19 protein-coding genes are annotated in these 18,857 nt (G+C 63.6%); 16 read left to right on the plus strand and 3 right to left on the minus strand.

Annotation, left to right across the window (positions count from 1 at the left end):
• Positions 1 to 31 precede the first annotated feature (31 nt).
• Positions 32 to 682: a DNA-3-methyladenine glycosylase family protein gene (locus tag BSY16_RS17260; protein WP_069061602.1), complete on the minus strand. Its 651-nt coding sequence runs from the start codon at positions 680 to 682 to the stop codon at positions 32 to 34.
• A gap of 96 nt (positions 683 to 778) precedes the next feature.
• Here BSY16_RS17260 and gluQRS point away from each other — a divergent pair, with 96 nt between their 5' ends.
• A complete protein-coding gene (gene gluQRS, locus BSY16_RS17265) occupies positions 779 to 1,702 on the plus strand; it encodes a tRNA glutamyl-Q(34) synthetase GluQRS (RefSeq protein WP_171902426.1) in 924 nt (307 codons plus the stop codon).
• On the opposite strand, the gene BSY16_RS17270 is transcribed toward gluQRS, so the two are convergent.
• The gene (locus BSY16_RS17270; protein ID WP_069060810.1) at positions 1,649 to 2,596 is read right to left on the minus strand and encodes a YihY/virulence factor BrkB family protein; all 948 of its coding nucleotides are present in this window, start codon (positions 2,594 to 2,596) and stop codon (positions 1,649 to 1,651) included. The two genes, gluQRS and BSY16_RS17270, sit on opposite strands and share 54 nt — an antisense overlap.
• Positions 2,597 to 2,791: 195 nt before the next feature.
• Between BSY16_RS17270 and BSY16_RS17275 the strand changes: the two genes are divergently transcribed.
• The 11 genes from BSY16_RS17275 (at position 2,792) to BSY16_RS17325 (ending at position 12,246) form a co-directional block, all read left to right on the plus strand.
• Positions 2,792 to 3,640, plus strand: coding sequence for an SDR family oxidoreductase (locus BSY16_RS17275; RefSeq protein WP_069060811.1), 849 nt, complete (start codon positions 2,792 to 2,794; stop codon positions 3,638 to 3,640).
• A gap of 101 nt (positions 3,641 to 3,741) precedes the next feature.
• Positions 3,742 to 3,939 (plus strand): twin transmembrane helix small protein, encoded by a 198-nt coding sequence (locus tag BSY16_RS17280; RefSeq protein WP_069060812.1) that lies wholly within the window; start codon positions 3,742 to 3,744, stop codon positions 3,937 to 3,939.
• 7 nt (positions 3,940 to 3,946) lie between these two features.
• Complete coding sequence (locus BSY16_RS17285) at positions 3,947 to 4,522, plus strand: cob(I)yrinic acid a,c-diamide adenosyltransferase (RefSeq protein WP_069060813.1); 576 nt, start codon at positions 3,947 to 3,949, stop codon at positions 4,520 to 4,522.
• Between the two features lie 33 nt (positions 4,523 to 4,555).
• Positions 4,556 to 5,341, plus strand: a complete 786-nt coding sequence (locus BSY16_RS17290; protein WP_069060814.1) for a rhomboid family intramembrane serine protease — start codon at positions 4,556 to 4,558, stop codon at positions 5,339 to 5,341.
• A gap of 183 nt (positions 5,342 to 5,524) precedes the next feature.
• Positions 5,525 to 6,274, plus strand: a complete 750-nt coding sequence (locus BSY16_RS17295) for an electron transfer flavoprotein subunit beta/FixA family protein (protein ID WP_069060815.1) — start codon at positions 5,525 to 5,527, stop codon at positions 6,272 to 6,274.
• A 23-nt stretch (positions 6,275 to 6,297) separates the two neighbouring features.
• Positions 6,298 to 7,227 carry an electron transfer flavoprotein subunit alpha/FixB family protein gene (locus tag BSY16_RS17300; protein ID WP_069060816.1) on the plus strand — a complete coding sequence of 310 codons (930 nt, stop codon included), beginning with the start codon at positions 6,298 to 6,300 and terminating at the stop codon, positions 7,225 to 7,227.
• 144 nt (positions 7,228 to 7,371) lie between these two features.
• Positions 7,372 to 8,244, plus strand: coding sequence for a 3-hydroxybutyryl-CoA dehydrogenase (locus BSY16_RS17305; RefSeq protein ID WP_069060817.1), 873 nt, complete (start codon positions 7,372 to 7,374; stop codon positions 8,242 to 8,244).
• Positions 8,245 to 8,389: 145 nt separating this feature from the next.
• Positions 8,390 to 9,373, plus strand: coding sequence for a thiosulfate ABC transporter substrate-binding protein CysP (gene cysP, locus BSY16_RS17310; protein ID WP_069060818.1), 984 nt, complete (start codon positions 8,390 to 8,392; stop codon positions 9,371 to 9,373).
• Positions 9,374 to 9,506: 133 nt separating this feature from the next.
• A complete protein-coding gene (cysT, locus tag BSY16_RS17315) occupies positions 9,507 to 10,328 on the plus strand; it encodes a sulfate ABC transporter permease subunit CysT (protein WP_069060819.1) in 822 nt (273 codons plus the stop codon).
• A gap of 2 nt (positions 10,329 to 10,330) precedes the next feature.
• Entirely contained in the window at positions 10,331 to 11,227 is an 897-nt protein-coding gene (gene cysW, locus BSY16_RS17320; RefSeq protein WP_150129989.1) for a sulfate ABC transporter permease subunit CysW, read from the plus strand.
• Positions 11,224 to 12,246, plus strand: a complete 1,023-nt coding sequence (locus BSY16_RS17325) for a sulfate/molybdate ABC transporter ATP-binding protein (protein WP_069060821.1) — start codon at positions 11,224 to 11,226, stop codon at positions 12,244 to 12,246. Before cysW ends, BSY16_RS17325 begins: the two co-directional genes overlap by 4 nt.
• 169 nt (positions 12,247 to 12,415) lie before the next feature.
• Here the strand turns inward: BSY16_RS17325 and tlpA are convergent, their stop codons facing one another.
• Positions 12,416 to 13,090, minus strand: coding sequence for a thiol:disulfide interchange protein TlpA (gene tlpA, locus BSY16_RS17330; protein WP_069060822.1), 675 nt, complete (start codon positions 13,088 to 13,090; stop codon positions 12,416 to 12,418).
• Between the two features lie 24 nt (positions 13,091 to 13,114).
• Between tlpA and argH the strand changes: the two genes are divergently transcribed.
• The 4 genes from argH (at position 13,115) to BSY16_RS17350 (ending at position 18,848) form a co-directional block, all read left to right on the plus strand.
• Positions 13,115 to 14,518 (plus strand): argininosuccinate lyase, encoded by a 1,404-nt coding sequence (gene argH, locus BSY16_RS17335; protein ID WP_069060823.1) that lies wholly within the window; start codon positions 13,115 to 13,117, stop codon positions 14,516 to 14,518.
• A 105-nt stretch (positions 14,519 to 14,623) separates the two neighbouring features.
• Positions 14,624 to 14,809, plus strand: coding sequence for an LPS translocon maturation chaperone LptM (gene lptM / locus BSY16_RS17340; protein ID WP_069060824.1), 186 nt, complete (start codon positions 14,624 to 14,626; stop codon positions 14,807 to 14,809).
• Between the two features lie 13 nt (positions 14,810 to 14,822).
• A complete protein-coding gene (gene lysA / locus BSY16_RS17345; protein ID WP_069060825.1) occupies positions 14,823 to 16,091 on the plus strand; it encodes a diaminopimelate decarboxylase in 1,269 nt (422 codons plus the stop codon).
• 120 nt (positions 16,092 to 16,211) lie between these two features.
• On the plus strand, positions 16,212 to 18,848 hold the full coding sequence (locus BSY16_RS17350; RefSeq protein ID WP_069060826.1) for a TIGR02302 family protein: 2,637 nt from the start codon (positions 16,212 to 16,214) through the stop codon (positions 18,846 to 18,848).
• Positions 18,849 to 18,857 lie beyond the last annotated feature (9 nt).

Raw genomic sequence — 18,857 nt, forward strand, 5'->3', positions numbered from 1 at the left:
GGAAAAGCGAAAACAACGTATTTCGCAAAGCTCACCCTTCGAGCACCGGCGCGACCTCGCGGCGCATCTCGCGGGCATAATAAGCCCAGAACAATCGGGCCGAGACGCCGCGCCAGGGCGACCAGCTTTCGGCGATCCGGTCGAGCTCCTGGGGGCTCGGGCGCATGGCAAGGCCAAGCGCATGGGCGACGGCATTTTGCAGGGCGATATCGCCGGACGGAAAGATATCCGGGTGGCCGCCACAGAACAGCAGGTAGACATCCGCCGTCCAGCGGCCGATGCCCTTGATGGCGGTGAGCTTGTGGGTCGCCGCCTTCGCTTCCATGCGGCAGATCGCGTCGAGATCGAGTTCCCCGCGATCGACAGCCTCGGCCGCGCGGCGCAGCGTCTCCGCCTTGGCGCGCGAAAGCCCGATCGTGCGACAGGCCTCATCGGAAAGGGCGAGGATGTGGTGGGGCGTGATATCGCCGGATAGTTCCTCCAGCCGCCGCCAGATCGCATCCGCACTGGCGCGCGACACCATCTGGGCGACAATGATGCCGGCAAGGCCGCGATAGCCGGGAGGCAGGCGGCGAAGCGGCACCGGGCCGGCCTTGTCGATGACGGTGAACAGGCGCGCGTCGAGCAGGGCGAGGTCGACCAGACCCGTCGCGACATCCGCCTCCGAATTGATCATGTGCAGTCGCATGGTTTCGAGCGGCCTCGATCCTTGTTCCAACAGTGGCCTTTGTACGTCATTCTCAACGCACAGCCCTGTAGTGACGTGACACGCCTCTTCATGCCAGAAGACCTCATGCAAAGTGCTTTGTCAAAAAATCGTGTCTTTCGGTTTGCGCCGAGCCCGAATGGTCTATTGCATCTCGGCCATGCGCTTTCGGCGATCCTCAACCATGGCTTTGCCGCGGCCTGCGGTGGACGGTTCCTGCTGCGCATGGAAGACATCGATCCTGCCCGATCGCGCCCCGAATTCGAAGCGGCGATCTACCGGGACCTCGCCTGGCTGGGGCTTGGCTGGGAAAAGCCGGTGCGGCGCCAGTCGGAGCATCTGGCCTTCTACGCCGAGGCACTGGAACGGCTGAAGGCGATGGGTCTGCTCTATCCGGGCTTTTTGAGCCGCGGCGAGGTGAAGGCGCGGGTTCAGGCGCATGAGGCGGCGGGTGGTCTCTGGCCGCGCGATCCGGATGGTGCGCCGCTCTACCCGACGGAAGAACGTGTGCTCGACCGGGATCAGGCGAAGGCCTGGATCGCAGCGGGCCGCCAGCATGCCTGGCGGCTCGATATGGACAAGGCCCGGGCGCTTGCGCCTGATATCCTCGACTGGTCGGAGGCGGGCGAGGGGCCGGAGGGCGAGACGGGCATCGTGACGGCGCGGCCCGAGCGCTGGGGTGACGTCATCCTGTCGCGGCCGGATGCGCCGGCGAGTTATCACCTCGCCGTCGTGCTCGACGATGCGGTACAGGGCATTACCGACGTGGTGCGCGGGCAGGATCTTTTTTATGCGACGGCGGTGCATCGCCTCCTGCAAAGCCTGTTCGGGTTGCCGGCGCCCGCCTATCGCCATCACGGGCTGGTGCCGGGGCCGGATGGGCGAAAACTGTCGAAGAACAATCAAGATACGGGTATAGCGGCGTACCGTGAAAAGGGTGTTTCATCTGCCGGCATTCGCGCCCTGCTCGCGGGCTATGGCTTCGTCTTCCATTGAATCGTCACCGGCTGGCGGCTGTTGTTTGCGCACGCCCCTGATCTTGTCGAGAATCAGCCGCTTTACGCGGAACTTCATCAGGGCTGCGTTGATCTCCGCGCCGAGGATGAAGATCACCCCGACGATGTAGAGGAAGACCAGGGCGATCATGATCGAGGCGAGGCCGGCATAGGTGGAGACGTAGTTGGCGAAGGTCGTGAGATAGGAGGCGAAGGTATAGGCGCCGATGCCCCAGGCCAGAAGCGTTAGCAGGATGCCGGGCAGCACGTCGGCGATCTTGCGCCGGCCGGCCGGCAGCCAGAGATGGGCGATCAGCAGGCCGACGAGCAGGACGAGGATGGTGCCGAACAGGCCCCAGCTTTCCACCCAGGAATAGACATAGTTCAGCCAGGGTAGCCAGTCGCCCGTCGCCCGCACCGCGAGCGGTGCGGCGACCAGCACGATGCTGATGACGGCGAGCGCCAGCACGCCGGCAATGACGAAGCCGAGGCTGGCCAGGCGCGTCACGTACCAGTAGCGCGTTTCGGCCACCCGGTAGGCACGATTAAGCGAGACACGCAGCGCCTCCACCCCGTTCGAGGCGAAGTAGGCGGCGGCCAGCACGGAAACCGTCAACAGTCCGCCGCGTGGAATGGTGAGGACGGCGACGACCTCGCGGGAAATGGGGGCGGCGATCGATTCCGGCCAGGTGTCGAAGATCAGGTGCACGGCGGTCTCGGCGAACTGGTCGGCGCCGAGGAAGGAGCCGAGTGCGGTGCCGAAGATCAGGAAGGGAAAGATCGCCAAAAGCGTGGAGAGCGCGACATGGCTCGCCATCGCCCAGCCGTCGTCCTCGGAAAAGTGCCAGATCGCGTCGAAGACGACCTTGTAGGCAAGGCGGATGGCGGTCGGCATCGGCAATATCCAGTCCCTTTGCGACCGTGCCCGGCCGTCTTCGCAATTGTCTGCCTGGGCATAACGTCTTAAACCGGATTCAGTTTAAGACGTTATGCCCAAATTCAAATTTCCATAACACCACGCTTTAAGGACGGCGCGTGGTGCTGTCGTGGTGATATGGGAAACGGACGCAGATTTGTACAGGAAACCGCCATGTCTTCTCCAAATGCGACGACCCCGCCGAGCATCATCGTTACCGGGTGCTCCTCGGGTATCGGTGCGCACTGCGCCCGCGCGCTGAAGGCGGAAGGCTGGCGGGTTTTTGCGACGGTGCGGCGGGAGGAAGACCTGGCGAGCCTCGAGGCCGATGGTATCGAGGCGCTGTTGATGGATTACACCAAGCCGGAAACGATCGCAGCCCTCGTCGAGACGGTGTTTTCGCGCACTGGGGGCCGGCTCGATGCACTCTTCAACAATGGTGCTTACGGACAGGCCGGTGCCGTCGAAGACCTGCCGGTCGACGTGCTGCGCCAGCAGTTCGAGACGAACGTCTTCGGCTGGCACGACCTGACGCGGCAAGTGATCCCCACGATGCGCAGACAGGGTTCCGGCCGCATCGTGCAATGCTCGTCGATCCTCGGCATCGTGCCCTATCGCTGGCGCGGCGCCTATAATGCTTCGAAATTCGCGCTCGAGGCCCTGTCGCTGACGATGCGCATGGAGCTTGCCGGGTCCGGTGTGCATGTCAGTCTGATCGAGCCGGGGCCGATCACCTCGCGTTTCACCGCCACTGCGCTGACCTACATCGAGAAGAACATCGATCTTGAAAACTCGGTGCATGCGGAAGAATACCGCCGGCAATTGCAACGGTTGCGCGGCGAATCGAAACCGGCGCGCGGCAAGCTGGGGCCGGAGGCGGTGCATGCAGTGCTGCGCCATGCGCTGACGGCGAAGGCGCCACGGCCGCATTACATCGTGACGACACCGGCCAAGCAGGGTGCGCTGTTGAAGAAGCTGCTGCCGGCCGCCTTGTTCTACCGCATCATCGGCCGGCTTGGCTGACGCGGCGCGGCGTCGCAGGCGCATTCGCCCGAAAATACGTGCTATTTGTCGTGAATGCCCTATGTGAATAGGGCTGACGGAAATCAAATCGGATTGTTGGCATGTCTTCCTTTCTCACCTTCATGACCCTGCTCGTCATGGGCCTCGTGGTGATCGTGCTCGTGCGCGGTCTCGTCAACATGGCCAAGGGCGGCAGTGGCAACACATCGAACAAGCTGATGCAGGCGCGCGTGCTCTTGCAGGCGGTCGCCATCGTCCTCATCATGCTGACGCTCTGGATTACCGGCGGCGGACGCTGAGGGGACGATGGTCAAGCTCAACAAGATCTATACGCGCACGGGCGATGACGGCACGACCGGTCTTGTCGCGGGGCCGCGCCGCAAGAAGCATGACCTGCGCGTCGAATCCTACGGCGAGGTCGACGAGGCGAATTCCTGCATCGGGCTCGTGCGTCAGCATCTTGCCGATTTCCCTGCGCTTGATCGCATGCTGGTGCGCATCCAGAACGATCTCTTCGATCTCGGCGCGGACCTTGCGACGCCCGATACCGGCAAGAAACTCGATTACGAACCGCTGCGCATCGCGCAGTCACAGGTCGACCGGCTGGAGGTGGAAATCGATACGCTCAATGCCGATCTCGAGCCGCTGCGTTCCTTCGTGTTGCCGGGCGGCACGCCCGCGGCGTCGGCGCTGCATCTGGCGCGCACTGTTGCGCGCCGGGCCGAGCGGCGGATCGTGGCACTTCAGGATAGCGGGGAGACCGTCTCGGTGGCGGCGGTCGCCTATATCAACCGGCTCTCGGATTTCCTGTTCGTCGCCGCGCGCTGGGTCAACGACAAAGGACACTCGGACATATTGTGGGTTCCGGGACAGAACAGATAAGCTCGTTCGCAGCAGGCCTTGGGAAGGGGATCCATGTTCATACCGCTGCACGACGCGAATGCTCTGAAATACATCAAGGTGCAGTATGTCACGATCAGCCTGATCGTGATCGATGTCGTCGTCTGGCTGGTGACAGGGCTTGCCTCGACACAGTCGTTTTCCGATGCCGCGGTCGTCGGCCTCGGCTATATTCCTGCTGTCGTCTTCGATTTCGCCGACCTGGAGCCGAGCCTCGTGCTGGTGCCTGAAGATGCGACCTATGTCACCTATGCCTTCCTGCATGGCGATTTCATGCATCTCGCCTCGAACATGCTGTTCCTCTGGGTGTTCGGCGACAATGTCGAGGATGCGCTCGGCCATTTCCGCTTCCTCGTCTTCTACCTGCTCTGCGCGGCGGCCGGCGCCCTTGTGCATGGTCTCGTGCAGCCAGACTCGGAAGCGCCGCTGATCGGCGCCTCGGGGGCGATTTCCGGGGTGGTGGCGGCATATTTCCTGCTGCATCCGAAGGTGCGCGTCTGGGTTCTGGTGTTCTTCCGCATTCCGCTGCCGCTGCCGGCGGTCATTCCGCTCGCCTTCTGGATCACCCAGCAATTCTACATGCTGGTGGTCGATGGTGACAGCGGCGTCTCCTGGGGCGCCCATGTCGGCGGTATCGTCGCAGGGGCCATCCTCGTGCTCGTCCTGCGCCGGCGCGGCGTGCCGCTGTTCGACCGGACGATCGTCACGCCCAAGGCCGTCCGCCATGTCGAGGCGACCCCCGCTCCCGTCGAGGAGACGCCGTCAGGCCCCTCCGTGCCGCCGACCCATTGGGGGCGGTGAGCGTGTCGCAGATGGTAAATTGACGTGAACGTAAAGGTAATTTATAACGCCTCCGTTTTCACGTGGGGAGGGCTCGTGACACATTGTGTTTGGGGAAAAAACGCGTATCGATGTCGCCAACCGACAATCAGGGCGCCCTTGAAAGGCGCATTTTCCCTCGCGGGCATATGAAGGAAGGAAGCCATGAAGATCTTGGTCCCTGTAAAGCGGGTCGTTGATTACAACGTCAAAATTCGCGTCAAGTCTGACGGCTCGGGTGTCGAGCTGGCGAATGTGAAGATGTCGATGAACCCGTTCGACGAGATTTCCGTTGAGGAAGCGTTGCGGTTGAAGGAGGCCGGCAAGGCGGAGGAAGTGATCGTCGTGTCGATCGGTCCTGCGAAGGCCGAAGAGACGCTGCGCACAGCACTCGCCATGGGTGCCGACCGCGCCGTGCTGGTCGAGACCGACGACCAGGTCGAGCCGCTGGCGGTCGCCAAGATCCTCAAGGGTGTCGCCGAGGCCGAACAGCCGGGCCTGATCATCGTTGGCAAGCAGGCGATCGACGACGATTCGAACCAGACCGGCCAGATGCTGTCGGCGCTGCTCGGCTGGGCACAGGCGACCTTCGCCTCCAAGGTCGAGATCGGCAGCGGTTCCGCACAGGTCACCCGCGAAGTCGACGGTGGCCTGCAGACGATCGAGGTCAAGCTGCCGGCCGTCGTCACGACGGACCTGCGCCTCAACGAACCGCGCTATGCGTCGCTACCGAACATCATGAAGGCGAAGAAGAAGCCGCTCGACAAGAAGACGCCCGCAGACTTCGGCGTCGACACGAGCCCGCGCCTCAAGGTGCTGAAGACCGAGGAACCGTCGGGCCGCAAGGCTGGCGTCAAGGTCAAGTCGGTTGCCGAACTGGTCGACAAGCTGAAAAACGAAGCCGGCGTGCTCTAAGGCAGAAAGGGAGAACTAGAACCATGGCCATTCTTCTTCTGGCAGATCACGACAACGCGCATCTTTCCGACCAGACGGCGAAAGCGCTGACGGCGGCAGGCAAGATCGGTTCCGACGTGCATGTGCTCGTCGCCGGCGCCGGTGCCAAGGCGGCGGCCGAACAGGCGGCAAAGCTCTCGGGTGTTTCCAAGGTGCTCGTCGCCGAGGATGCCAGCCTTGCCAACAACCTGGCGGAACCGCTGGCAGCACTCATCGTGTCGCTTGCCGGCTCCTACGACGCGATCGTCTCGGCCGCGACCTCGGTCGGCAAGAACGTGCTGCCGCGCGTGGCAGCGCTGCTCGACGTCGCGCAGGTCTCGGAAATCACCGAGGTCGTCTCCGCCGATACGTTCAAGCGCCCGATCTATGCGGGCAATGCGATCCAGACGGTGCAGTCGACCGACGCCAAGAAGGTGATCACGGTGCGCACCGCATCCTTCGCCGCTGCCGGCGAGGGTGGCAGCGCATCGATCGAAACCATCGCGGCCGCCGCAAACCCGGGTCTGTCCAGCCACGTGAAGGACGCCCTGTCGTCCTCCGACCGTCCGGAACTGACGTCTGCAAAAATCATCATCTCGGGCGGCCGTGCGCTCGGCTCGTCGGAGAAGTTCCAGGAGGTCATCCTTCCGGTCGCCGACAAGCTCGGTGCTGCCGTCGGCGCATCGCGCGCTGCGGTCGATGCGGGCTACGCGCCGAACGACTGGCAGGTCGGGCAGACGGGCAAGGTTGTCGCCCCGCAGCTCTACATCGCCTGCGGCATCTCGGGCGCCATCCAGCATCTCGCCGGCATGAAGGATTCGAAGGTGATCGTCGCGATCAACAAGGACGAGGAGGCACCGATCTTCCAGGTCGCCGACTACGGCCTCGTCGCCGATCTCTTCGAGGCACTGCCGGAGTTGCAGAAGGCGCTCTGAGCCGACCAAGGTCGCGCTTTGCGACGAGGATTTCACTGGAAAAATGCGTCGCAGCGCTTTATCACTTCACCGGGCCGGCTTGACCGGCCCGGTGTTTTTTTGTGCCATCGGGGCGCGGAATGAGATGACGGGGCGGTTGGCGCTATGATCAAAAACGTCGGTATTGTGGGTGCAGGCCAGATGGGGTGCGGGATCGCGCATGTCGCGGCCGTCGCAGGCTACAAGGTCCATATCTACGACCTGTCGCCCGAACGGGTCGAAACCGGCCTTGCAACGATCAACGGCAATTTCGCTCGCCAGGTTTCCTCCGGCAAGATGACCGAGGACGAGCGCAAGAAGGCAATGGCGCTCATCAAGGGCTCCGCCGACGTCAACGATCTCTCCGATGCAGATCTCGTCATCGAGGCGGCGACCGAAGATGAGACCGTCAAGCGCAAGATTTATGGCCAGGTCTGTTCCGTGCTGAAGCCGGAAGCGATCCTTGCCACCAACACATCGTCGCTTTCGATTACGCGTCTGGCATCCGCCACCGACCGGCCGGAGCGTTTCATGGGCATTCACTTCATGAACCCGGTGCCGGTCATGAAGCTCGTCGAACTCGTGCGCGGCATCGCGACCGAAGAAGGCACGTTTGCCGCGGCCAAGGCCTTCGTCGCCTCGCTCGACAAGACGATCACGGTTGCCGAGGATTTCCCGGCCTTCATCGTCAACCGCATCCTGCTGCCGATGATCAACGAGGCGATCTATACGCTTTATGAAGGCGTCGGTTCGGTGGACGCGATCGACACCGCGATGCGGCTCGGTGCCAACCATCCGATGGGCCCGCTCCAGCTTGCCGATTTCATCGGCCTCGACACCTGCCTTTCGATCATGCAGGTGCTGCATGACGGGCTCGCCGATTCCAAGTATCGCCCATGCCCGCTCTTGGTGAAATATGTCGAAGCCGGCTGGCTCGGCCGCAAGTCCGGCCGCGGCTTCTACGACTATCGGGGCGAGGTTCCGGTCCCGACCCGCTGACGGTCAGGCTGGAGATTCCCCGAGCCGTCCCTTTCAGGGAAAATTGTTTCGCCTGCCGCAGGAGCCGCGGCAGGAGATACCTCGGATCGCACGCCTCCGCCCGGTATTGTCTGCCCGAATTCAATTTCCATTCGGGGTTTTTCAGATGAAACGTTTGCTCCTTCTCGGCGTGGCCCTCCTCGGCCTCGCCGCTCCGTTCTCCGCGCATGCCGCCGACAAGCTGCTCAACGCCTCCTATGACGTGGCGCGCGAGCTTTTCGCCGCCGAGAACGAAGCCTTCGTGAAGGCGCATCCAGGCGTCACCATCGACCAGTCGCATGGCGGCACCTCCAAGCAGGCGCGCGCCATCGTTGAAGGCCTTGAAGCCGATGTCGTGACCTTCAACCAGGTGACGGACATCGACTTCCTCGTGAAGAACGGTTTTGTCGCCGAAGGTTGGCAGCAGAAATTCCCGAACAATGCTTCGCCCTTCTACTCCTTTCCGTCCTTCCTGGTGCGCGCCGGCAACCCGAAGAACATCAAGGACTGGGCAGACCTTGCCCGTGACGACGTGAAGGTCATCTTCCCGAACCCCAAGACCTCGGGCAATGCGCGCTACACCTACCTGGCGGCCACCGCCTACGCCAAGGAAGCGTTCAAGGACGATCCGGCCAAGGTCGAGGAGTTCATCACCAAGATCTTCGACAATGTACCGGTCTTCGACACGGGCGGCCGCGCAGCGACGACGACCTTCGTCGAGCGTGAAATCGGCGACGTGATCATCACCTTCGAAGCCGAGACCAAGTCGATCGCCAAGCAGTATGGTGAAGACAAGTTCCAGAGCGTCGTGCCGTCGGTCTCGCTTCTCTCCGAATTCCCTGTCGCCATTGTCGACAAGGTGGCAGACAGCCATGGCAGCCGGGATCTCGCAAAATCCTATCTCGACTTCCTCTATGCGCCGGAAGGCCAGAAGATCGCCGCTGAATTCGGCCACCGCGTCCATGACGAAAAGGTTGCCGCCGAGTTCAAGGACCAGTTCCCGGAAATCCGCCTCGTGAACGTCGATGACGTCTTCGGCGGCTGGAAGAAGATTTCCGAAGAGCACTTCGCTGAAGGCGGCACGCTGGACAAGATCTACGGCAGCCGCTGATCGCCCAAAGCCATTGTTTTTCCGGCAACCGGCGGGCATGGAGCCCGCCGGTTGTTGGCATGAAAAGCGCGATGCATTCCAGTCGGAAACGCCACGCCTTTTTCCTGGAATTGCTTGAGAAAGGACGCGCGCTTTGAGACGGCGTGTACTGCCCGGATTGCCGCTCGCGCTCGGCATCACCCTTGTCTATGTGGCCATCATCGTGGTGCTGCCGCTGGCTGCGCTCGTCTTCAAGGCGGCAAGCCTCGGGCCGGCGGATTACTGGCGCATCATTTCGTCGGATCGCGCCTTTGCCAGCTACCGCGTAACGGTGCTCTGTGCGCTCGCCGCAACGGTCTTCAACCTCGTCTTCGGCATGGCGCTCGCCTGGGTGCTGGTGCGTTATCGCTTCCCGGGCCGCCGGCTGGTCGATGCGCTGGTCGACCTGCCATTCGCGCTGCCGACGGCGGTTGCGGGCATTGCGCTCACCACGCTGTTTGCCACCAACGGCTGGTTCGGCGCGCCGCTGTCGCTTCTCGGCATTAAGGTCGCCTATACGCAGCTTGGCATCATCGTCGCGATGAGCTTCACCAGCATTCCCTTCATCGTACGCACCGTGCAGCCGGTGCTGGAAGAGCTGGATCCGGCGCTGGAGGAGGCCGGGCAGACGCTGGGCGCCAGTGACCTCTCGATCTTCGTCGGCGTCATCCTGCCGCTTCTGACACCGGCACTGCTCGCCGGCGTGTCGCTCTCCTTCGCGCGCAGCCTCGGCGAGTTCGGCGCCATCATCTTCATCGCCGGCAACCAGCCGTTCTCGACGGAAATTACCGCACTCCTCGCCTTCATCCGGCTCGAGGAATACGACTATCCGGCCTCCGCCGCGATCGCCTCCGTCATGCTGCTGACGGCCTTCGTGATGCTCGCCATCACCAACCTGATGCAGGCGCGTGCCCTGCGCTACACGGTGCGGGGCTGACCATGGTGCACAACAGAAAAGGCAAGCCGCCGCGGGTGGGCGACAACACGGTCTTCCGCCGTTCGCTGCTCGGCATCGTGCTCGTGTTCGTCGGGTTGATGATCGTCGCGCCGCTGGTCGTCATCGCGGTCGAGGCGTTTTCGCGCGGTGTAGTCTATTTCGCCGAGTCGATTGCCGATCCGGATACGCGCCACGCCATCCTGCTGACGGTCATCACCGCGCTTATCGCCGTGCCGATCAACACGGCCTTCGGTGTGGCGGCCGCCTGGGCGATCACCAAACACGATTTCCGTGGCAAGCGGCTGCTCACCGTCATTATCGAGCTGCCCTTCTCGGTTTCGCCGATTGTCGCGGGTGTGGCCTATCTCTTCGTCTATGGCTTGCAGGGGCTGTTCGGTCCGGTGCTACAATCGATGGAGATCAAGATCCTCTTCGCGCTGCCCGGCATCGTGCTCGCCAGCATGTTCGTGACGGCACCTTTCGTGGCGCGCGAGCTGATTCCGCTGATGCAGGCGCAGGGGCGTGACCTCGAAGAGGCGGCGACATCGCTCGGGGCGAGCGGCTGGCGGACCTTCTTCTCCGTGACATTGCCGAACATCAAATGGGCGCTGCTCTATGGCGTCGTGCTCTGCAATTCACGTGTCATGGGCGAGTTCGGCGCGGTCTCCGTCGTCTCCGGTAACATCCGTGGCCAGACCAACACGCTGCCGCTGCATATCGAGCTGCTGTATCACGACTACAACGCGGCCGGCTCCTTCGCCGCCGCATCCATTCTCGCCTGCCTCGCCATCGTGACGCTCGTCGTCAAGGTGGCGCTGGAGCGGCAGGGCGCAGGGCGCGTTCAGCGCCCCGCAGCGCTTGCCGGCGCCGACAGCATCATTCCGGAGGTCAAGCCTTGAAGATCCGCCTCGACAATGTGGTCAAGGAGTTCGAGACGTTTCGTGCCGTGCACGGCGTCTCGCTCGATATCGGTAGCGGCGAGCTGGTAGCGCTGCTCGGCCCGTCCGGCTCCGGCAAGACGACGATCCTGCGCATGGTCGCCGGCCTCGAATATGCCGATGCCGGTGCGATCTATTTCGGCGACGAGAACGCGACGGATATTCCGGTGCGCGATCGCGGCGTCGGCTTCGTCTTCCAGCATTACGCGCTGTTCCCGCACATGACGGTGGGCGAGAACATCGCCTTCGGCATGAAGGTCTCCAAGGTGAAGCGCTCGCCTCAGGCGATTGCCGAGCGGGTCAAGGAACTGCTCGACCTCGTGCAACTGAGCGGTCTCAAGGATCGTTTCCCCGCCCAGATTTCCGGCGGCCAGCGCCAGCGCGTGGCACTTGCCCGCGCACTTGCCGTCGATCCGCGTGTGTTGCTGCTCGACGAGCCTTTTGGCGCGCTCGACGCCAATGTGCGTCGCGACCTGCGCCGCTGGCTTCGAAAAATCCATGACGAGCTCGGCATCACCACGCTTTTCGTGACGCACGACCAGGAGGAGGCGCTCGACCTCGCTGATCGTGTCGTCATTCTCAACAAGGGCAAGATCGTGCAGGAAGGCACGCCGGAAGCGGTCTGCCGCAACCCTGCCGATGCCTTCGTGATGAATTTTCTCGGTGACGCCAACAAGCTCGATGCCGATATCCGCGGTGGCAAGGCCTATGTCGATGCAGTCGCCTTCGACGCCGAGGGCGTGGCCGATGGCAGCGGGCAGATCCTCTTCCGCCCAGCGGATGTCAGCTGGCGCGAGCACGGCCACGGCATTGCCGCGCGTATCCTGCGCGTCATCGACCGGCCGGATTCGCGCCGCGTGCTGGCTATGACCGGCAGCGGCCAGGCCGTCGAGTTCGATACGGTGCCGGAATTCCCGCACCGCAAGGGCGAGGAAGGCTTCATCGACATTCGCCGGCCGCGTGTCTACGCGGCGGCTTGACGGCATAGTCGAGAGCACCCCCCTCGTCCGGCCTGCGGGCCACCTTCTCCCCGCTGGGGAGAAGGGGATAAGCCGCAAGGTCTCTATTCCCCTCTCCCCAGCGGGGAGAGGTCCGCCGAGCGAAGCGGAGGCGGTGTGAGGGAGGCTCCGCCCGTTGCGCGTGCCGCTGTCAGCTCTTCGGTGTCGCCAGCGCGGCGTTGATCAAGGCCTTGGCGTCCTCGCTGTCCCAGGCGGCGGGGCCGTTCATGGCGGAGATCAGGCAGCCCTTGTCGTCCATCAGCAGGGTGACGGGCAAACCGAAGGCGAGGCCTTCCTTCTTCAGCGTGTTGAAGACGCCCATCGACGCATCGCGATAGTAGCCGAGGTCGTTGACGCCCGTTTCGGTGAGGAAGGCTTTCGGCTTCTCGTCGTCACCGGTGTCGATATTGATCGCCACGACCTCGAATTTATCGCTGCCGAGCTCCTTTTCGAGCGCGTTGAGTGCCGGCATTTCCTCGCGGCAGGGTCCGCACCAGGTGGCCCAGAGATTGACGAGCAGGGTCTTGCCGGCGAAGTCGGCGATCGTTTTCTTCTTGCCGTCCGGTCCGTCAAAGACGAGGTCGGGCAGCGGACGATGTTCATCGACGGTGCGCATGGCGGCGACCTGGCCCTTCGAGAAGGGCGTGATGGCTGCTGCTTTTTCGGCAGCGGCGGCGCAGGCGGCGGGATCGGCCGAGGCCACCGCGCCATTGCCAGACAGGCTTTCCTTCACGTATATCGCTGCACCACCGGCGAGAAGTCCGGCCAGTCCCGCGATGGCGATCAGCTTCGTGGCGGGCAGGCCGAGTTTCTTCTTCACTGTCATTTCTTTCTCCAGGATAGGCATCCCATGGCTGACGGCAATTCCGAGACGAAATCCTCGAACCAGATGTGGGGCGGCCGGTTCGCCTCGGGACCGGATGCGATCATGGAGGAGATAAATGCCTCCATCGGCTTCGACAAGAAGCTTTACGCCCAGGACATCCGCGGCTCAAAGGCGCATGCCGAAATGCTCGCCCATCAGGGCATTATTTCGGCGGACGATAAGGAAAAGATCGTTCACGGTCTCGACACGATCCTGTCAGAGATCGAAAGCGGCCAGTTCGAGTTCTCGCGCCGTCTCGAAGACATCCATATGAACGTCGAGGCGCGCCTCGCGACGCTGATCGGCCCGGCCGCCGGCCGCCTGCACACCGCCCGTTCGCGCAACGACCAGGTGGCGCTCGATTTCCGCCTCTGGGTGAAGGAAGAGCTGCAGAAGACGGAAAAGGCGCTGACCGGCCTGATCGCCGCCTTCCTTGATCGCGCGGAAGAGCATGCCGACACCGTCATGCCAGGCTTTACCCATCTCCAGACGGCGCAGCCGGTGACCTTCGGGCACCATTGCATGGCCTATGTGGAAATGTTCGGCCGCGACCGCCAGCGCGTGCGCCACGCCATCGAACATCTCGACGAGAGCCCGATCGGCGCCGCAGCACTCGCTGGAACCGGCTATGCCATCGACCGGCACATGACGGCCAAGGCGCTCGGTTTCCGCGAGCCGACGCGCAACTCGATCGACACCGTGTCGGACCGCGATTTTGCGCTGGAATTCCTGTCGATCGCCGCGATCGCCGCGGTGCATCTGTCGCGCCTTGCGGAAGAGATCGTCATCTGGTCGACGCCGCAGTTCGGTTTCATCCGCCTGTCGGATGCCTTCTCCACCGGTTCCTCGATCATGCCGCAGAAGAAGAACCCCGACGCCGCCGAGCTGGTGCGTGCCAAGACCGGCCGCATCAACGGCTCGCTGATCGCGCTGCTCACCGTCATGAAGGGCCTGCCGCTTGCCTATTCCAAGGACATGCAGGAAGACAAGGAACAGGTCTTTGACGCGGCCGAAAGCATCGAACTGGCGATTGCCGCGATGACCGGCATGGTGCGCGACATGACGATCCGCACGGACAAGATGAAGGCGGCGGCTGGCTCCGGCTATTCCACCGCCACCGACCTTGCCGACTGGCTGGTGCGCGAGGCGGGGCTTCCCTTCCGCGACGCTCACCATGTGACGGGCCGCGCCGTGGCGCTTGCGGAGAGCAACGGCTGCGACCTCGCCGAATTGTCGCTGGAGGACCTGCAGGCGATCCACGCCTCGATCACCGCTGATATCTTCAACGTGCTGACGGTCGAGGCCTCGGTCGCCAGCCGGAAGAGCTATGGCGGCACCGCACCTTCCGAAGTCAGGAAGCAGATCGCCTGGTGGCGGCAGCGGAACTGATCAGGTTGCTTGCAGGACTCATCAGCAGATTAAGGGTGCACAAGGGCGGGCGAATTCGCTAAGGATGATGCCCACCCGACCACCCGAGTTTCCAGGGAACGCTTCATGACACGCATCGATATCGGCAGGCTGGCTCTTGTGCTCTGCCTTTCCGCGGCGGTTCTCACTGCCTGCGGCCGCAAGGGCGATCTCGACCTGCCGGGCGGCGCAAAACCGGTCGTGAAGACCATCGACGGCAAGAAGGTCGAGCAGGTCGAAGACAAGCCCTTCATTCTCGACCCTCTTCTCTGACGGAAAACAACTCGTGAACCATTTCGAGCATCGCGACGGCATCCTCTACGCAGAGGACGTGCCTGTTCCGGACATCGCCAAGGCGGTCGGCACACCGTTCTACGTCTATTCGACAGCCACGCTGGAACGCCACTACAAGGTCTTCTCCAAGGCCTTCGATGGTGTCGACGCCATGGTGTGCTATGCCATGAAGGCGAATTCCAATCAGGCGGTGCTGAAGACGCTCGCCCGGCTTGGCGCCGGCATCGATGTGGTCTCGGAAGGCGAGCTGCGCCGCGCCCTTGCCGCCGGCGTTCCGGCGTCCCGCATCATGTTCTCCGGCGTCGGTAAGACGCCGCGCGAGATGGATCTCGGGCTTGAGGCCGGCATCTACTGTTTCAACGTCGAATCCGAGCCGGAACTGGAAGTGCTGAATGCCCGCGCCGTGAAGGCCGGCAAGGTCGCGCATGTCTCCTTCCGCATCAACCCGGATGTCGACGCACGCACCCATGCCAAGATCTCGACCGGCAAGAAGGAAAACAAGTTCGGCATTTCGTGGGAGCGCGCACGCACCGTCTATGCCCGCGCCGCGACCCTGCCCGGCATCCAGGTGACCGGCATCGACATGCATATCGGCAGCCAGATCACCGAGCTGCAGCCCTTTGAAGATGCCTTCAAGCTGTTGCGCGAACTCGTCGATACGCTGCGCGCCGACGGCCATACGATCGATCATGTGGATGTTGGCGGTGGCCTCGGCATTCCCTACAAGACGGACAATGCGCCGCCGCCGCTGCCGGATGCCTATGCCGAGATCGTCAAGAACCAGCTCAAGGGCCTCAACTGCAAGATCGTCACCGAGCCCGGTCGCCTGATCGTCGGCAATGCCGGCATCCTCGTCACCGAGGTGATCTATGTGAAGGACGGCGGCGAGAAGACCTTTGTGATCGTCGATGCGGCGATGAACGATCTCATCCGCCCGACGCTTTACGAGGCCTGGCACGAAGTCCAGCCGGTCGTCATCTCTGCGGCAAACGCCCCGCGCATCCGGGCGGATGTCGTCGGCCCCGTCTGCGAGACCGGTGACTACCTGGCGCAGGACCGCGAAATGGCGCAGCCGAAGCCGGGTGATCTCATCGCCGTCGGTTCGGCGGGTGCTTACGGCGCGGTGCAGGCCGGCACCTATAACAGCCGCCTGCTGATCCCCGAAGTTCTGGTCAACGGCGCGGACTTCCACGTCATCCGGCCACGACCGTCCTATGACGAGCTGATCGGGCTCGACTCGCTGCCAAGCTGGCTCTCCTGAGCCCCGCAAAAGCGTGGATGCCGTTCGCGCGTGCGATCACGATTTTGCGCGTGCCCTCGTCTTCGCCACAAAGCATGTTATCTTTTAGCTTCGATACCCTGCATCGGAGAGCGGTACCTGATGGCGATTGACACGGAAAGGCAACGCGAGGCGACGGCGGCCGGCAATCCGGTGGCCCGCAAACTCGCAGCCAAGCGCCTTGTCGCCCAGGTCATCCTCTATCTGGAGGCGCTTGCGCCGCGTGTGCTGCCGATCGTGCTGCTGGTTGCCGGGTTCCTGGCACTGACCTGGTTCGGCTATTTCCGCCATGTGCCGTTCTGGCTGCATGTTGCGACGCTTGCCGGCTTCGCGCTCGGCCTTGTCGGGTTGCTTTCCCGCTTGCGTGGCATCGACTGGCCCTCCATCGACAATGCCTATCGCATGCTGGAGGCGCGCAATGCGCTGGCGCACCAGGCTATCCGTGTGCAGGACGACAGGCCGGCGGGCGGCGATGCCTTTGCCGACGCGCTGTGGCGCGAGCACCAGGCCCGCATGGCGCGTTTGATCGGCACGCTGCGCACCGGTGGGCCGGAGCCGGATATCGCCCGCCATGACCGTCATGCGCTGCGCGCCATACCGGTGCTTCTCGTCGTCGTTGCCTTTGCCTTCTCCTATTCCAACCGTGGCGGCCTGCTGACCGACGTCGTGTCGTTCCGCGCGCCGGCCGAAACGGCGCCGGACGTGCGTATCGATGCCTGGGTCACGCCGCCGGCGCACACATCGCGCGCACCCGTCTTCCTCACGGGAACGGGACAGGCGCAATCGAGCGAGGCCGCGAAGGGCGATATCCGCATTCCGCAGTTCAGCGAACTGACCGTGCGCGTCACCGGCGGCAGCGGCGACGAGCCGGTGAGCTATCAGGTTGCGGGCGAGACTGCCGCCATCGCCATTCGTCCCGAGGAGGAAAAACCGAAGGACGAGAAGGTCGAGGCTGCGAAGACGGAGGCGGTGGCCAAGGTGCCGGTCGCGGCCGTCAACGGCGCCAGGACCATGCACTACAAGATCCTGAAGGACGGTACGCTTTCGGTCGATGGCCGGACCTGGGCCTTCTCCGTCATTCCGGACCGCGTTCCTGAAATCGCCTTCGACGGTATCCCGAAGAAGACCGTGGCTTCCGCGCTGGAGATCAGCTTCATCGCCAAGGACGATTACGGGCTCCAGGAGGCTCGTGCCGAAATCGTGCCGGTCGAGGAGCAGAAGGACGCGCGTCCGCTTTATCCGCTGCCGGAGTACCGGCTGGACCTGCCGCGCCGCAGCGCGCACGATGCCAAGGGCACGACGAGCCGCAACCTCTCCGAACACCCGCTCTCCGGCAAGCGTGTGAAGATCACGCTCGTCGCCAAGGATGCGGCAGGGCAGGAGGGGCGTAGCCAGCCAGTGGAGATGGTGCTGCCGGCGAAGAATTTCTTCGAGCCGCTCGCGTCTGCCGTCGCCGAGCAACGGCAGGTCTTTGCGCTGGATGCCAACAAACTGCCTTACGCGATCGCGCTCAACGAGGCGCTGACGATCCGGCCGGAAGAGACGATCCCGAATCTCACGCATTACCTGCTGCTGCAATCGGCCGCCGCGCGCATGAAGCTCGCCCGCACCGACGACCAGATGCGCGAGACCGCCGACTATCTCTGGGAAATCGCGCTCGGCATCGAGGACGGCAACCTGTCGCTCGCCGATCGCCGCCTGCGCGAGGCGCAGAAGGCGCTCTCCGAGGCGCTGGAGCGCAATGCCTCCGACGCGGAGATCGCCGAACTGATGAAGGAACTGCGCGAGGCGATGCAGGCGTATATGCAGGAACTCGCCCGCCAGGCGGCCAAGAACGGCCAGATGCAGCAGAATGCGCAGCAGCAGGGCCAAATCCTGCGTCAGCAGGATTTGCAGCGCATGATGGACCAGATCGAGAATCTGGCGCGCTCCGGCGCGCGTGATCAGGCCCAGCAGATGCTCTCCGAACTCCAGCGCATGATGAACAACCTGCAGGCCGGCCGCCCGCAGCAGGGGCAGCAGGGCCAGCAGAACGACGCCATGCGCCAGCAGATGGATAAGCTCGGCGAGCTGATGCAGAAGCAGCAGCAGCTGATGGAGCAGACCTTCCAGTTCGACCAGGCGCTGCGCGACCGCCAGCAGCGTGGCGATCCGATGCCGGGCGAGGATGGCGAACAACAGCAGCAACAGCAAGGCGACAACGGCGCCGGCCAGCAGCCGACCGACCAGATGACCGCCGAACAGCTGCGCGACGCCTTGAAGAAGCTTCAGGAGCAGCAGGATGCGCTCGGCAAGCAGCTCGGTGAGGTGCAGGACGCGCTGAAGGGCATGGGGCTGGAACCCGGCGAAGGCTTTGGCCAGGCCGGCCGCGAGATGAAGGGCGCCTCGGAAGCGCTTGGGCAAGGCCAGGGCGAATCAGCCGTCGGCAGCCAGGGTCGGGCGCTGGAAGCGCTGCGCCAGGGTGCGCAGAACATGATGAGCCAGATGCAGGCCATGGGGCAGGGCCAGGGGCCGGGTGAGGGCATGCCGCAGGCCGGCCGCAACGGTCGCGACCCGCTCGGCCGTGAGCGCCCGGTCAATGGGCAGGGCCCCGATTTCGGCGGACCGACGAAAATCCCGGAAGAGATCGATATCCAGCGGGCGCGGGAAATCCTCGAAGAAATCCGCCGCCGGCTTGGCACCGGCTCTTCGCCGAGCTTCGAGCGGGATTATCTGGAGCGCCTGCTCGGCATCCGGTGACACAATTCC

The sequence above is a fragment of the Sinorhizobium sp. RAC02 genome (genome assembly GCF_001713395.1).
Lineage (GTDB): Bacteria > Pseudomonadota > Alphaproteobacteria > Rhizobiales > Rhizobiaceae > Shinella.